The sequence below is a fragment of the Halarcobacter mediterraneus genome, from assembly GCF_004116625.1.
In the GTDB taxonomy this organism is placed as follows: domain Bacteria; phylum Campylobacterota; class Campylobacteria; order Campylobacterales; family Arcobacteraceae; genus Halarcobacter; species Halarcobacter mediterraneus.
The window spans coordinates 14,348-29,712 of the sequence record NZ_NXIE01000001.1; the positions used below are offsets into that span (position 1 = coordinate 14,348).

Below are 15,365 nucleotides of genomic sequence, written 5' to 3' on the forward strand. Positions count from 1 at the left end.
TATTTAAAAGTCTATATATCTTTTTTTGCAACTGCTAAATGAATACTTTCAATGGAATTTTCTAGAATATCTTCTTTTTTTCCATGTGTAGCTGTTATAATTAAATCGGGACTTATTTCATCATTTTCAAATTTAATTTTAAGGTTTTCAATATACCCAATTACCTCTTCATATTTTTCATTTTCTTTTAATAATATAGTTATTATAGGACCATTTTCTCTATAAGAATTATATTTTGAGTTTATTTTATGAGCTAGTTTTCTAAAGAATTTATTTGTTTTTATATATCCATACTCTTTATTTAATTTAATTAATGATTTAATATAAAGTTGAATTATTGTTAAATCTTTATCTCCCATTTCTTCAATATCTTTTTTTAGTTTTTCAATATTTTTTAAATTTGTAACTTTATCATTGTAAATAGGAGCACTTTTTAAATAAATAATAATAAGATTAACAAGGTTTTGTTTTATATATTTTTCATTTTCTTTATAAATAGTTTCAAAGATATCTTTATAAACACTTGAATATGTTATTTTTAAGCTATAGTTATCTATTAAATCAATAGTTATTTGTTCATATCCTATATCCCGAGGAATATAATCTTCTTTACAAAGACCTATAATATCAATAAAAGTTAAACCATAAAAAATATCATTTGAAATAAAATTTCTAATATATAAATTTAATTCTTCTGCTTGTAAGTTTTCATTTGTAAAAATGTTAGTTATGATATTTGATAATTTTTCATTTATTTTATTTCTTGAATTTAGCTTTTCTTGTTTATAGAATTTTTCTAATACTCTTTTTCCTAATTGAATATATTTTTCTATATCTATTTCAATTGATAACTTAAGACTATCTATCAAGTTTTTTGCATAGTTCTCTAATATTTGATTATTTATACTAAAAAACTCTTTTTCTAAAAAAATATCACTATTTATTGCAGAATATTTATAATGTAAAAGTTTTGACTTTTCTATATCTTCATCATTTTCAAAATATGAATAATATAATGAGAGTGTTAAGTATATTTTAGAGTAAGATGTAATTAAATGAGAAGAAATCATATTTTTCTCAATATATTTAATAAGACTTTCAATTAGTTCTTTAGGTAAGTTAAAATTATTTTTATTAATAAATTTATTTATGATTACATCACAAATTTTGATTTTGTAGAATTCATAATAATCATTTTTAAACTTTTCTAAATCTATTAATTTTTGAACTAAATTTAAAAGTACTTTATCCTCTAAATCATTTGAAAATAAAACAAATGAATGAATAATTTCTAAGTCTAAGTTAGTAAAATTATCTTTTGTAATAAAAGTCTCAATAATTTTATTAGTTTTGTAATCTTGTTTATTTGTTTTATTATAAATATAGACAAAATTGCTTTCCAATATTATTTTAAAATCATAAATAGATTCAATTTCTCCAATTGTTTCATGTTCTATTATTTTCTTATATAAACTAAAACTGTTTTCTAGTAATTCTTTTTTTTCTAATTTATCAGGAAATTCTTTTTCTATTTTATAAATTAAAATAGATAATAAGTTACTTGCTGAATTTAAAAAAGACAAGTATAATTTATGGTCTTTTTCTTCAAAACTTTTTTTATGTATTAAATAACCATTATATAACTTTTCAAGGTCAAAGTTAAATTGTTCAATAAGATAAGTTATATCTTTATCTTTTGTATCAATGTATTTTATGTGTGAGAAGTTAAAGAGTAAATCTCCTAGTAAAATATTTAAAAGATTGATTTGAGTATCTTTTAATTTTATCGTATATTTTATATTATTAATTGATTCTTGAATAACCTCAGTTATATTTTCAATTATATTTTTTCTATGAACATCTATAGAAAGCATAACACATAGCTTTATAATCGTTTTTATAAAGCAAATATATAAATTGAATGTTGTTAAAAATAAGTTTTCATTTTCTTTTAACTCATTTAGATTGTTTTCAAAGTCTTTAAACCTTTCTTCAAGTTTAGTTAGGTTGTAATTATTATAGCTTATAAAAATCTCATAATTTTTACCAAAAGATAAGAGGTTTACAATATTTACAATTTCTTTATAAATAATTGTATTGTTGTCCGATAATAAATGATTAATTTTTTCTTCACTTATTTCTAAAATATAGTTTCTTAAGTTTATATTCCCCATTAATTCTATTTTGATATCACTAGGAATATCTTGCTCTTTTGTATATAAGTTAATAATATGATTTATTAATGCTCTATAGTCATCTGTTACATCATAGATATATCCAGCGTCTACTTCAATATCATATTTTTTTATTAGATCTGAAACTTTAGAGTCTTTATTTTCTGCTTCAAAGAAGTCTGAGTCAATATATTCTTTTATATTAAACATAAAGTAATACCTTTAATTAATTAATAAAATATTATATAGTTTATAAACTTATAAACCTTGCAATAAAATATTCCATAAGTATTCAATTTCTTTATCTTCAAAAAGAATAAGGTTTTTATTTAATAGTAATTCTTTTATTTTTTTTTCTTCAAAGGTTTTACTGTAACTGCAATAACTATGAGTTGGCATAAAACTTCTAACTAAAGAGTAATGGGAAGTAATAGGTTTTTCACATAGAAAACATTCAAAATCTTGATGTAATCTACCTTCAAAATCAAGTAATTCTAAATAATTTTTACAAATTGCTCTTTTAGGATTTTGTTTTATCATTTCATGACTTACTTTATCTAAAAGATCAAAATAGAAGTTATCTATTGTTTCCACATCTTTTAAATGTGGGTAGAAGAGTTTTATAAATCTTTGCCAACAATATAATTTTTCTGTTTCAAATATCCATTGAAATCCTAATTGAATAACATCTTTTAATCTAGGAATAGTACTTTTTAGATTTGATTCTAGTTCAAAATCTATTTTATATCCTACATTTATATTCGAATGTCTAGCCCCATAAAACCTATATGCTGTATAAACATGATTAGAACTTAAAATAGTTACTATTAAATCATCATCTTTTACATTTTTTGTATCTAATATATAGCCTTGCATTTTCTCTTTTTTCTATAAAATATAGAAAAAATTATAGCAAATATTAAATAGATATTTGCTTCAAATATTTATTATGATAAAATAAATAAATTTAAAAAAATAAAGGGATATTGATGGATTTTAATAACGTTAGTATTGCTAAAGAAGCAAATATTTTATTTGATGGGAATATTACAAGTAGAAGTATTACCTTTGAAGATGGAAGCAAGAAAACTTTAGGAATTATGTTGCCAGGAGAATATGAATTAAACACAGTAAATAAAGCAATTATTGATATTAACTCAGGTGTTTTAGAGGTTATGTTACCTGCGGAAGATTGGGTTAAGTATGTAGCTCCTGCTACAATAGAAATTTCTCAAAATTCTAAATATAAATTAAGAGTAACTTCTTTAGTAGATTATTGTTGTTCTTTTGAAAGAGTATCGTAACAGATACTCTTTTAAGATACTTCTTCTTCCCATAAAATAGATACACCATATTCTTCATGGGGTATTATATATTTAAAATATTCACTTGATCCTTTTTTTCCATGAAGTCTTATTGTTGTTTGTCCTTCTTGTAAAAGTTTTTTCATTTCATATTCTGAAAAGCTTCGTTTATTCCATCTTAAAAAAGCATTTGAGTAAACTCTAAATCTACAAGTAGAATCTGCTGTAAAAACATACTGTTCACTTTCATCATACTCTTTTTTTGCATTTTCACAAGTATATAATTTAATATTTTTCCCTTTTACATTTATTTTTTGGGAAATTACATTACTATTACAGTAAGGGCATTTACCTAAAATTGACATAAAAAACCTTTTTTTATTTATTATATACGATAAATAAAAAATTCATTTAAAATATTTCAAAATGCAATATTATAGAGGAAGGGTTATAATAAACTCTGCTCCTTTATAGTAATTGCCTTCATATTCAAATTTAGTGTTTTTTGCACTAATGGCACCATTCATTCCTTTTGTAATTAAATTATAAGTCATATTTAAACCCAAGCCTGTGCCTTGAGATTGGTGCTTTGTCGTAAAATAAGGGTCAAATACTTTAGGAAGAATGTCTTCTTTTATTCCTCCTGCATTGTCTATAAATTTTATAATAATACTCTTTTCTTTTTTATATACTTTTATAAATAAATATTTTTCATCAATTTTATTTTCTTTTAGAGCATCTTTTGCATTATTAAAAATATTCATAAAACATTGTATTAGTTCATTTGGATATCCTTTTATTTCTAATCCTTTTGGGATATCTAATATTAGTTTTATGTCATGTCTTTTAAAAGATGGGTGTACAAGGTTATAAAAATTATCAAAAGTTTCTTCTATATTAAAATTAATACACTCACGTTCGTTTTTTATAAAGTCTCTAAAATCATCAATTGTTTTTGATAAGTATTGAGTGTTTTTATTTATGATATTACAAGTTTTTTCTACTTCTTCATCATCTAGTTTTTGAAACTGTTTTTGTACTACTAATCCTGTAGCTGCTGAAGAAATTATTGATAAAGGTTGTCTCCATTGATGGGCAATATTTCCTATCATCTCTCCCATAGAAGCCATTTTTTCATTTTGAATAAGTTGTTGTTCCATTTTTTTTATTTTACTTATGTCAATAAAAGAAACAATATAGTTTTCCTCATCTATTTTATTATTTTCAATATCTAATTCTATATAAAAAATATGAGTTTCTGAGTCTTTATTTTTCATAAGAACTAAATTGTCTTTATTTAGATTTTTACATATATACTCAAACCAATTTAAATTACCCATTTTTTCTTGGATATAGCCTTTTTCTTTTTCAAAAAACTCACATACACATTTATGCTCTTTTTTAAACTTTTTAAGACTTTTATAGCCAAAAAAATCCAATAAAGATTTATTTGAAGCTTTTATATTAATTCCATCAGTAATAATTATAAAAGATTTTTGTGAATCTAAAATAAGCTGATTTTTGTGTAATTCATTATTTAGTTTTATTCTAGATAAAATCTCTCTATAAATAAAAATCATTATAAATATAAGAACAGATAAAAGAGTAAATATAAGTTCTTTAAATTCATCTTTCCTATTTTTTATAAAAGTAGCTACTTTAGATATATGAATACTTCCTACAACTTTATTAGTGAATTTATTAAGCAAAGGAATAACTGTCGTTGTCTCATTTATTTCTTCAAAGTAAATTATAAATGGATTCCCTTGTAAAATCTTTTCAGATAAGATAATAAGTTCTTCTTGATTTTTTTTATTAGGAATTATAGGTTTCTTAATTTTATTTAATTTTTCAACAATAATTTTATCAAAATAAAAATTCTCAACGGGACTTTGTATATAATTAGATTTTTCTGAGGTAAAGACTTTTTCATCAACAATAGCTTTATTTACTAAAAAGTTAACTCTATTTACATTAAATGTTTTTAAATAGTTATCAATAAATGAGTAAATATCAAAACTAATTTCTACACTTCCAAGATATTCTTTTTCATTAAAAATAGGGAATACATATCTAAACCCATTATAAATTTTACCTTCTTCAAAGCCTATATAGGGTTTTTTTACTCTGTTTACATACTCTACACTGTTTCTAATACCTAAAAGACTATCTCCATAAAGATTAGGTCTATGCATTCTTAAAAAACTTGTTGAATCAGGGAGATGGAAATGAACTTGCCTAATATTGTATTTCTTTTTTAAATCTTCATAGCTTTTTTTCAAGTGATTATATAGTTTTTTTCTTTCTCTATTTTTTATTAAAGATTTTATATAATTATTATTTATTTCATTTGAAAATATTAATTCAGATAATGATTTGTTGTGATTTAAAATAGATTTGTATTCTAATAAAGTTTGTTCAAGTATATTTTTCTTATATGCTTTTATATCATTATTATATTTTTTATTAATTTGAATATACATAAATATAGAAATAAGTGTAAATATTAAGACTACTATTATTAATAATTTTTTATTAAAACTTTTATGTGAATAACTTTTTATTTTTATATTAAAATAGATTATAGATAAAATAATTAAAATAGATAAGATAATTAATATATTATAAGAGTATCTTATTTCATTAAGTTGATATGTATCAATTTTATCTAAAGGATGAAACATAAGGAAGTGACCCATTGTTTTATTATCTTCATCTTTTAAGTTATAATAACTAATTAGATAATTTACTTCTTCATTCACTAGATATTTTTTTTCTGATATTTGAGAAATGAAATTGTCAATATTTAGTGAATCTAAATATTTTATTAATTTTACATCTGCATCTAGATTTGCAATATAATAGTCTTTTATAAATTTTTTACTAAAAGGTTTAGTAAGCTGCTTTTTATAAGTTTTATCTGCAAGAATTATTGGACTAATATTTTTTTCTTGTAATTTTTTTGAAATAGAATTGAAGTGTGTAATTACTTCTATAAGACCTAAAAATTTTTCTGAGTCATCATAAATTGGAGTTAAAGATTTAAAAGACATATCAAATCTACCAACACTAATACTATTTGTTTGTTTGGGTTTTTCTAAAAATTTTTTTAAGTCATTTCTTATTTTAGATACATTATCACCTTTGTAACTTGTCCAACTTCTTTGTATGGAAAAACCATCTTTATTGATAAGTTGAAACCATACATTTTTAAATTCAGTAGAGTTTCTAAGATTAATAGAATATTGCTTTAAATCAATACTTTCTTGGGCTAGTAGATTATTTAAAATCTCTTTGTTATTAGCTATTCCTAAAGCAATAGTTGCAGTAGTATTTTGTTTTTCTTTAATTAGTGTTTTTACAGTAAGCTCTGTTTTTTCTACTAAGTTTTCATAATTTGTAATTTTAAAAAGATCAATTTTTTGATTTTTTAAATAATTTATAGTGCATGGAATAACAATAAGAGCTATTATGCAGAAAATTAACAATAATTTTTGTTTATACATAATGAAATTGTATCATAAATGTAGTTAATTTTTAAATACGTCTAGTATAAGTTCCTTTAACTCTTTTTTCATACTATCAGTTATATTTTTTTTATTTACATATAAATAAAAAGGGACAGTATTTCTCATTGATTGTTTTAATCTTTTTCTTAAAGTTGAAATTTCATCAATACTAACAAGATTTTCGCAATCATAAAGTAAAAAATCTTTTTCAATACCTATATTAAAAGAGACAGTTTGATAAGTTAAGAAAGTATTCTCTTCTTTCTCCCATTTATTAACAAAAGTATCTAAAAGTTTTTGTAGTTTTATTAGTTTTTTTGAGCTTATATATCCGAAACTTTCTCTAAATTGATATCTTTCAATTGTTGAAAAATCTAGTATTTTGTAAAATTCATTTAAATTTTTCCAAGATGAGTTAAAAAACCTTTTACCAAAAAGTACTTCTTCAAAACAGTATTTAAACTTTTCTTCTGTATGTGTTAAAGATTTCTTATTTTTTAAATAAAAATATTCATTTTTAAATAAAGAGATTAACCAATTTTCATCCAATAAGGAAATAATATCTAGTTTTTTTGAAGGATTAGTTTCTTTTTGAAACTTCCATAACATTGAAATATGATTAAATATTTTATCTTCTACTTCTTCTTTTTCAAAATATTTTGAAGATAAAAATTGAACTACATTTTCTAAGAGAGCATCAGTTTTTGCAATTCCATGATTATATATTACTTTTTTATATAGATTAAATCTCATTTCTAGCATATGCTCTATATCAATTAGTGACATATCAAAAAAACTTAAATAAAAGAATTTATCTTTCTCAACCAAAACAGCTTGTTTTGTAATTCTTATATGGTCATTTGCTCCAGTTATATAACCACTTGCTAACATATCTCTATTTATATAATCTAATCTATCAGCATCAACTGTTGAATCAATAATTCTATGTAGAATTGAAAAGTCAAAACCTTTATATATCTTATTTTCAAGAATATAAAGACTCAAAGTTTTTAATAATTTAATAAGCTCTTTTTCTTCATAATCATTAATAAAATCAATTAATTCAAAATCAAAAAGAAGTTGAAGTAATTCTTTCCCTATGGCTTCATGTAAGACTAAAGACGAGTTTTTAGTAATCTTTTCATAAAGTAAAATAAACTCTTCTTCTTTTTTATTTAAAGTATCATTTTTAATAAGAAGTTTATTATAAACATTTTTTAAAGCATATTCTATTTGATGTGAAAAAGGAAGATGTCCTACATCATGCATAAGACCAACAATTCGAACAGCTTGTAAAATTATTATATAAACAGCTCTATCTTTTTTATTTTTTGTAGGAATTGTAAAGTCATATAAAGCTTTATTGTCAAAATATTTTAAATCATCAAGATTAATATTTAGTTTTTCTTCTTTTACAATAAATTTTAATACTTTTTTTAACTCTTTTAGAAAATGGTTTTTAGTCTCTTTATTTGCATTTAGTAATGAGTTTTTAAAAATATAAGAACTTAAGTGCATTGTTCCTAAGGAGTGAATAAATCTTTTTGTAGTAATAGAAGGATAAGAAAAATAAGCTAAAGCATTTTGTGTAATAAACTGTAACCTATTTAAAATTTTTGTTTGTAAAATTTTATCTTCTAATTTTGTGTATGGAATATGATTATAAATTGTATCGTTTATTAATCTATTTTGTATTGTATTTCCTTTCAAATATTCTTTCTGTAAATTCTGCAAATTTACCACGAACAGCTTTATCTAGCTCTATTGCAAACATATTTATCTCACTATGGGTTTCTCTTGTTTGTTTTAAAAGAGTTGTTAAACCGTTATTATATTTATTTAAATATAAATTATCGATTTGTCTATTTGAACCAATTACAATAGCCATACAAGATTCATCAAGCCTACTAAGTATTAATTGTGTGGTTTTTTCTGAAGAATTTTGCCATTCATCCATAATAACAATTGCACTTGATAGTGTTCTTCCTCTTGCTTCTCCTGGCCATAAAGTTTCAATACAATATTTTGATGTAAGTTCTGCAATTTTTGATTCAATAGACTCTTTATTTTCTCTACTATCACTTTTTTTAAGATGTTTTTTTGCTATAAACTCTAAAGTATCTTGTAAAGCCATATTATAAATTCTAAACTTTTCATCATTTCCAGCTAAATAACCTATATCAGCACCTTTATCTAGTGATTCAATAGAATTTCTTACATAAACAATTTTATCATAACATCCTAAGTCAATCAATCTCATTGCACTTACAATAGACATTAAAGTTTTTCCAGATCCTGCTTTTGCATCAATTACAAGTAAATCAAACATATTTGTTAAAATAGCTTTCATAAAAAGTTTTTGTTTTAAGTTTACAGGTTTTACTTGTAAAGTTTTAAAATCTGTTTCATCTAAAATATTTATTTTATTATTTATAATAATTGCATGGCAAGAGTTTCCATCTTCACTTTCAAAAATATAACAAAAGTTTTCATAAGTATATTCTTTGTCATATTCTGTAATATCTCTTCCTTCTAAAGAGTTAAATAAAGAAGAATCAATTTTTAAATATTTTATAAACTCAAAAGTTGGAACTGTAGATTTATCATCATGTAGTGTTTCAGCTTTTAATCCTTTGAATAGTGCAAAAGTTCTTGCATAAACATCAAGTGATAGAAAAATTGCTTGGTAACCTTTATAATAGTCTTGAGCAATTGCTGCAACTTCTATTATTCTTTTATCATTACTTTCACTTAAATGGGTTTGTTCGATTTCTGACTCATAATGATCTTTTGAGATTATATGAAGAGTAAGTTCCTCATTATAAAGTTTTACAACTTTAAAGCCTAGTTTATAATCAACCTCTTTTATTTTCATCTTTGCTAATAGTCTTGCAAATTCTCTAGAATAAAAACCTAATTCATTTGGTAATTTTTTTTTGTCTTCAAGTTCTAATAAAACAGTTTCAGGAATAACTATTGTATTTGTACTATTATCAGAAATTCTATTTAAGTTTTGCACATTTTGCAAGATGATATTAGTGTCTAGTACATAAATTTTATCTTTCATAAAAAAATTATATCATTACTTGGTTGCATTTTAATGACATCTTTTGTCTATTTTTTAATTAATTATAAGGTAATTTTATTGTAAATACTGCACCTTTATAGTTTTCATTATTATATGAGTATTTAGTATTTGAAACAGAAATTTCTCCATTCATATTTTTAACAATAATTTCTTCACTCATATATAATCCTATTCCTGTACCTTGTGATTGGTGTTTTGTCGTAAAGTATGGTTCAAAGATTCTACTTATTATTTTTTCTGGAATTCCTCCTGCATTATCTTTTATATAGATATATAGACCATCTGTTTTTTTATGAACATTAATAAAGATATATTTTTTATACTCAAGGTCTTTTTTTATTAATTCATCTCTTGCATTATTTAATATATTTATAACTACTTGAATAAACTCATTTTCAAGGTTTATAATTTGTTCATCATAATTGTTTTTTATTATTTCAATATCTTTATTGTGAAATTGAACATAAACTAGAGATATTGCTTTATCCAAAGCTTTTTGGATGGAAAACTCTGTTTCTTTTTTATCTGTTTTAAAGAAATTTCTAAAATCATCAATAGTTTTAGAAAGATATTGAGCTGACTTATTAATACCATCTAAACTCTCTATTAAAAAGGAATCTTTTAAAAGATCCATCTCTTTTTGTAATTTTAACCCTGTTGCTGTAGTTGTTATTGCTGACAAGGGTTGTCTCCATTGATGGGCAATGTTTCCAATCATCTCTCCCATTGCAGCCATCTTTGATTGTTGTGCTAAAATATTTTGTTGACGCGTGTTTTCTATAAGGTGCTGTTTTATTTCAAGTTTGTAGTTTCTAAACTTTTTTTGTAATATTTTTGAAAAATATATTGAACTTATAAGTAAGGTAATTGATAATATAAAAGATATCTCTAAGGTTTTATAAAAAGCTTTGGTAAACTCTTCATCTAGTTTTTCTTTCTTATTTTCTATGGCTTTTTTCAAATCATCTTCATAAAAACCAGTTCCTATTATCCAAGACCAATCATTTAAACCTTTAACAAAGCTAATCTTTTTAATTGCTTCTTGTCCATCAGGTTTTATATTTTGAATATATTCATAAAACCCTTCACCATATTTTGAGATTTCTATTAAATCTTTTATTACTTTTGTTATTTCTACTGTATCATTGTTTGTTTTTGCATCTTTACCTATAAACTCTTCTCTAATATGACTTAAATAAACAGAATCATAAGTTATAATAAAAATATAGCCACTATTATCAAATCTTAATTTTCTTATTTGCTTTAATATATTCTCTTGAACTTTTTTTTCAAAATCTTCAATATATTCTCCTGTTCCAATAAACCAATCAAAGGCTTCAAAACTTTTTATAAAACCAAGTTTTTTCTTCATTTTATATGGATTTTTTGGATTATACCAGTACCAAGAGTAATATGTTTCATCATACTTTGATAAGATTTTTTTCATATCTTGAAGTATATAAGTTCCCTTTGAGTCTTGATGATTTATAAAATTTTGACCTTCAAGTTCTTCATTAAATGGTAATAAAAGGTTTTTCCCTGTTTTTTCATAAACAAAGAAGTATCCTCTTCCATCATTAAACCTAATACTTCTAAGAGCATCAATAATAATATTTTTTATAAGTTCAGGGTCTTTATCTTTATTGTTTTCATAAATAGTTTTTGCTATTGAGTGAGCATTATTAACAGCAGCTTTCAAAGAATTTCTTAATTGCTTTTTAGAGTTTTGTTTCTCTTTTAAAATATAATCATAAGTATTGTGAACTCTTTGTTTTATTAGGTTCTTATTTTTTTGAATATATTCTTGTGTAATTCTATTTTTTTCTCTTTCAAAAGTAGAGTTTTTATCAATAAATTGTAAAATTATTATTATTATTGATATAATGATTACAAAAATTGAGGGAGAATATTTTATGATTTTTAATAGTTGTTTTTCATTTTGGAATTTCATATTTTGTCTTAGTCTTTAATTAGTATAAAAAAGTAATAAAAATTATCATAATATAACTTAACTTTGTTATAATTTGATAAAAAGATTAAATACAATGAATTGTGATGTTACTGAAATTTCCATGTATGATATATATAAAGTTTTCCAGAAAAATAAAGATTGTAAAGAAATAATATTTAAAGTTGTTAATCCAGATTTATTTGACGATAAATACTCAGGAGAGAGTGTTTTGATAAATAATAAAAATTGTTTTTATAGACCTTATAAAGCTTGGATTGATTTAGCTGAAAAATTTTTTTATAAATTGATGACTCCCAAATTTTTAGATGAAAAAACAGTTCAACTAACTTTTAAAAAGCTTGAGAATAACAGTTTTCATAAGATAGATAATATTGAAGAAAAATATGGGAAAGATTCTTTATTTTCTCGAATAAATAAAAATGAAGAACCTGAAATATTGATCACTTATTTAAAAGCTTTACAGAATGTAACTTTGTCTAAAAGAAAAAGAGTTCTTAATTTAGGAGTTAATAAAGCAGAAGAGTTTGAGTTAATAAAAAAAGCTTTTGAAAAAGAGTTTTTTGAGGGTGAATTTATAGGGATTGATTATTGTAAAACAGCAATAAATGAAGCTAAAAATAGGTTTTTAGAATATAAAAATATTAAGTTTTTTTCTCATGATATAAATAATTTAGATGAATTAAACTTAGGAAAATTTGATTTAATAATTTCAATAGGAACTTTACAAAGTTCAAATTTAAGTTTAAATAAAACTTTTATGAATATAGTTCAAAATTATCTAGAAAAAGATGGTGCACTTATTTTGGGCTTTCCAAACTCAAGATGGATAAATGGGGAGGTTATTTATGGAGCAAAAGTTCCAAATTATAATTTTAGTGAAATGTCTTTACTTTATAAAGATGTTGTATTTTGTAAAAAATATTTACAACAAAAGAAATTTAGAGTTACTTTAACAGGAAAATATTATACTTTCTTAACAGCAACTTCAATAAGGTAAATACACACTTTATACACAAAAATAAAATAAAATTACACAAAAAATAGGAAATTTATGGAAAAACAAAAATCAATAAATTCATTAATAGTATTAATAATGTTTTTAATAGCAAGTTTTGCAAGTTTAGGTTCTTTGTTCTTTAGTGAAATAATGGAGTTTGTTCCTTGTAGTATGTGTTGGTATCAACGAATTTTTATGTATCCTTTGGTATTTATTTTTTTAATATCTTTATTATATCCAGATGATAAGTTGTTTAAATATTCTTTTATTTTGGTTTTTATAGGATTACTTTTTTCAATTTATCATAACTTATTAATGTGGAAAATTATTCCAGAAAGTGTAGTACCTTGTAAACAAGGAGTACCTTGTTCTACTGAATATATACAATTTTTAGGTTTTATAAATATACCTTTTTTATCATTAGTTTCATATCTTTCGATTCTTATTCTTTTGATAATAGGTCAAAAAAAATTAAATAATAAAGGAAAATAGATGAAAAAACTTTCAATACTTTTTTTTGCTTTTTTAGCAACATTTTTATTTACAGCTTGTAATTCAAATGATGAAGCAGTAAGTGTAAAAGAAGATAGTAGTAGTTTTGAGGAATTAAAGAAAATTAGCAATAAGACATATACTTTAAAAACAGTAGATGATAAAACAATTACTTTAAAAGTTGAAAATGAACAATTAACTTCAAAGCAATTAGAAGGAAAATTTGTTTTAATAAATTTTTGGGCAACTTGGTGTCCTCCTTGTATAAAAGAGATGCCAACACTTAATAAGATTTATGAAAAGTATAATGATAAATTTGAAATAATTGGAGTTTTATTTGAAAAAAATAAAGATGAAAAACAGTTAAAAGAGTTTATTTCAAAGCATAATATTAAATTTCCTATTGTAGTAGGAGATGAAAATTTTAGAATGGCAAAAGCATTTGATGATATCAAAAAAATTCCAGAGTCTTTTTTATATTCTAAAGATGGAAAATTTATTAAAAGATTTATAGGTGAAATTGGGGAAAAAGAGTTAGAAAAATATCTTAGTAAATAGAGTATGAAGTTTTTTTTAGTATACTATTAATTATTTTTTAGGGATTTATGTATGGATAATTTTTTTAAAATAGTTAAAGAATCAAACTTCAATTTAACTACAATATTTCAAGAAGCACCAAATGAAAGTTTATTAATATTATTTATTTTTGCTTTGATATTAATTTCATTAGTCTTTTTTGTACGGCATAGTATAATTAAGGCTAAGGTAATAAAAGACATTTTGTCTATCAATGAGCTTAAAACATTTGATGAATATATAGAAAAAATAGATTTTATTATTGAACAAACTCCAAAAAGAGGTGTTAAAGCTGTTGAAACTTTAAGTAAGAATAGAGACAAAGTTTTATCAAAAGCAATAACTCTTTTAAATGATCTTCAAATAAAAGAAAAAATAAATAATTATCAGTATTTAAGTGATAATTTTTTAATGTTATCAACAAATATTAAAAATAAATACAAAAATGAAACTCTTTCAAACTTTTTAAAAGATAAGTCTTTAGAACTATTAAATGTTAACCTTTATTCTCAAATAGAAATTTATTATAAGAATACTCACTTTAATGAAAAAGAATTTAATAATATAAATGCTATTGTAAGTTATGCTAATAAGCAGGATAACCCTTGGTTAATTTTAGATGGATTAATTGATACCTTTAAAAAGCTTTCTTTCTCTTATAATCTAGAGCTTTTTAAATTTATAGAAAAATTAGAAAAAGAAAAATCAAAACAAATTTATGAGTTTTGTAAAGATAAAATTGACAATTTATTTACTTCAAGAAAAGATGAAATATCAGTAAATATTTTAGATTATTTATATGAAAAAGAAGAAAAAGAAAAAGTTTATGATTATATAAAAACTTTAGAACTTCAATCTTATTTGCAACAATTGTATTATTTGTATTTTGATAAGAAACAAGATTTGGATTTAGATTTATCTTTTATTGCAAATCCTATTGAAATACAAAATGATTATAAAAACTATATTGACAATTCTTTAACTTCAAATTGGAGAGATGAAAAGCATATTGAATATGTTTCTCGGGCAAAAGGAGTACTTGAAGTTTTAGGACATGAAGAGTTTAGAAGTCTAATAGAAAGAGTTGATAGAATTAAAACAGATATTGAAAATAATAAAAAAATTGAAGAAGCATTAAAAATTGCTAAAAGAGCAGAATCTATTGCAATAGAAGCAAAATCTTTTAATCAAAACTCTTCTAAGAAAAATAAAACTGAACTTGTAGTTCAGCCAAAAGCAGATTAGGAAATGAT

The 15,365-nt window shown here is 22.4% G+C and carries 12 protein-coding genes; 5 read left to right on the forward strand and 7 right to left on the reverse strand.

Translation table 11 applies throughout. From position 1 onward, the window contains the following. Positions 1-11 precede the first annotated feature (11 nt). Both CP965_RS00080 and recO read right to left on the reverse strand, forming a co-directional pair. Positions 12-2,384, reverse strand: a complete 2,373-nt coding sequence (locus CP965_RS00080; RefSeq protein WP_129059993.1) for a hypothetical protein — start codon at positions 2,382-2,384, stop codon at positions 12-14. Between the two features lie 48 nt (positions 2,385-2,432). Beyond that, positions 2,433-3,050 (reverse strand): recombination protein RecO, encoded by a 618-nt coding sequence (gene recO / locus CP965_RS00085; protein WP_129059994.1) that lies wholly within the window; start codon positions 3,048-3,050, stop codon positions 2,433-2,435. A 113-nt stretch (positions 3,051-3,163) separates the two neighbouring features. Here recO and ppnP point away from each other — a divergent pair, with 113 nt between their 5' ends. Continuing rightward, entirely contained in the window at positions 3,164-3,478 is a 315-nt protein-coding gene (gene ppnP / locus CP965_RS00090) for a pyrimidine/purine nucleoside phosphorylase (protein WP_129059995.1), read from the forward strand. 11 nt (positions 3,479-3,489) lie between these two features. On the opposite strand, the gene CP965_RS00095 is transcribed toward ppnP, so the two are convergent. The 5 genes from CP965_RS00095 to CP965_RS00115 all read right to left on the reverse strand — a co-directional run bounded on the left by CP965_RS00095 (position 3,490) and on the right by CP965_RS00115 (position 12,026). Next, entirely contained in the window at positions 3,490-3,843 is a 354-nt protein-coding gene (locus CP965_RS00095) for a hypothetical protein (RefSeq protein WP_129059996.1), read from the reverse strand. 69 nt (positions 3,844-3,912) lie between these two features. Next, entirely contained in the window at positions 3,913-6,984 is a 3,072-nt protein-coding gene (locus tag CP965_RS00100) for a cache domain-containing protein (RefSeq protein ID WP_129059997.1), read from the reverse strand. 24 nt (positions 6,985-7,008) lie between these two features. Next, on the reverse strand, positions 7,009-8,697 hold the full coding sequence (locus CP965_RS00105) for an HD domain-containing protein (protein ID WP_228712642.1): 1,689 nt from the start codon (positions 8,695-8,697) through the stop codon (positions 7,009-7,011). Then, entirely contained in the window at positions 8,672-10,054 is a 1,383-nt protein-coding gene (locus CP965_RS00110) for a PhoH family protein (protein WP_129059998.1), read from the reverse strand. The genes CP965_RS00105 and CP965_RS00110 overlap by 26 nt, the downstream gene beginning before the upstream one ends. 58 nt (positions 10,055-10,112) lie before the next feature. Continuing rightward, positions 10,113-12,026 (reverse strand): sensor histidine kinase, encoded by a 1,914-nt coding sequence (locus CP965_RS00115; protein ID WP_129059999.1) that lies wholly within the window; start codon positions 12,024-12,026, stop codon positions 10,113-10,115. A gap of 94 nt (positions 12,027-12,120) precedes the next feature. On the opposite strand from CP965_RS00115, the gene CP965_RS00120 reads away from it, so the two are divergent. Genes CP965_RS00120 through CP965_RS00135 form a run of 4 tightly spaced genes read left to right on the forward strand, consistent with a single transcriptional unit; the run spans position 12,121 to position 15,357 of the window. Beyond that, positions 12,121-13,044, forward strand: coding sequence for a class I SAM-dependent methyltransferase (locus CP965_RS00120; RefSeq protein WP_129060000.1), 924 nt, complete (start codon positions 12,121-12,123; stop codon positions 13,042-13,044). A 54-nt stretch (positions 13,045-13,098) separates the two neighbouring features. Next, positions 13,099-13,536, forward strand: a complete 438-nt coding sequence (locus tag CP965_RS00125) for a disulfide bond formation protein B (protein WP_206732223.1) — start codon at positions 13,099-13,101, stop codon at positions 13,534-13,536. Next, entirely contained in the window at positions 13,537-14,094 is a 558-nt protein-coding gene (locus CP965_RS00130; protein WP_129060001.1) for a TlpA family protein disulfide reductase, read from the forward strand. A 51-nt stretch (positions 14,095-14,145) separates the two neighbouring features. Next, positions 14,146-15,357 carry a hypothetical protein gene (locus CP965_RS00135; RefSeq protein ID WP_129060002.1) on the forward strand — a complete coding sequence of 404 codons (1,212 nt, stop codon included), beginning with the start codon at positions 14,146-14,148 and terminating at the stop codon, positions 15,355-15,357. Positions 15,358-15,365: the final 8 nt, after the last annotated feature.

Excerpts from the sequence above, each read along its gene's own strand:
- CP965_RS00080 (WP_129059993.1), bottom strand. The coding sequence starts at position 2,384 with ATGTTTAATATAAAAGAATATATTGACTCAGACTTCTTTGAAGCAGAA.
- recO (WP_129059994.1), bottom strand. The coding sequence starts at position 3,050 with ATGCAAGGCTATATATTAGATACAAAAAATGTAAAAGATGATGATTTA.
- ppnP (WP_129059995.1), top strand. The coding sequence starts at position 3,164 with ATGGATTTTAATAACGTTAGTATTGCTAAAGAAGCAAATATTTTATTT.
- CP965_RS00095 (WP_129059996.1), bottom strand. The coding sequence starts at position 3,843 with ATGTCAATTTTAGGTAAATGCCCTTACTGTAATAGTAATGTAATTTCC.
- CP965_RS00100 (WP_129059997.1), bottom strand. The coding sequence starts at position 6,984 with ATGTATAAACAAAAATTATTGTTAATTTTCTGCATAATAGCTCTTATT.
- CP965_RS00110 (WP_129059998.1), bottom strand. The coding sequence starts at position 10,054 with ATGAAAGATAAAATTTATGTACTAGACACTAATATCATCTTGCAAAAT.
- CP965_RS00115 (WP_129059999.1), bottom strand. The coding sequence starts at position 12,026 with ATGAAATTCCAAAATGAAAAACAACTATTAAAAATCATAAAATATTCT.
- CP965_RS00120 (WP_129060000.1), top strand. The coding sequence starts at position 12,121 with ATGAATTGTGATGTTACTGAAATTTCCATGTATGATATATATAAAGTT.
- CP965_RS00125 (WP_206732223.1), top strand. The coding sequence starts at position 13,099 with ATGGAAAAACAAAAATCAATAAATTCATTAATAGTATTAATAATGTTT.
- CP965_RS00130 (WP_129060001.1), top strand. The coding sequence starts at position 13,537 with ATGAAAAAACTTTCAATACTTTTTTTTGCTTTTTTAGCAACATTTTTA.
- CP965_RS00135 (WP_129060002.1), top strand. The coding sequence starts at position 14,146 with ATGGATAATTTTTTTAAAATAGTTAAAGAATCAAACTTCAATTTAACT.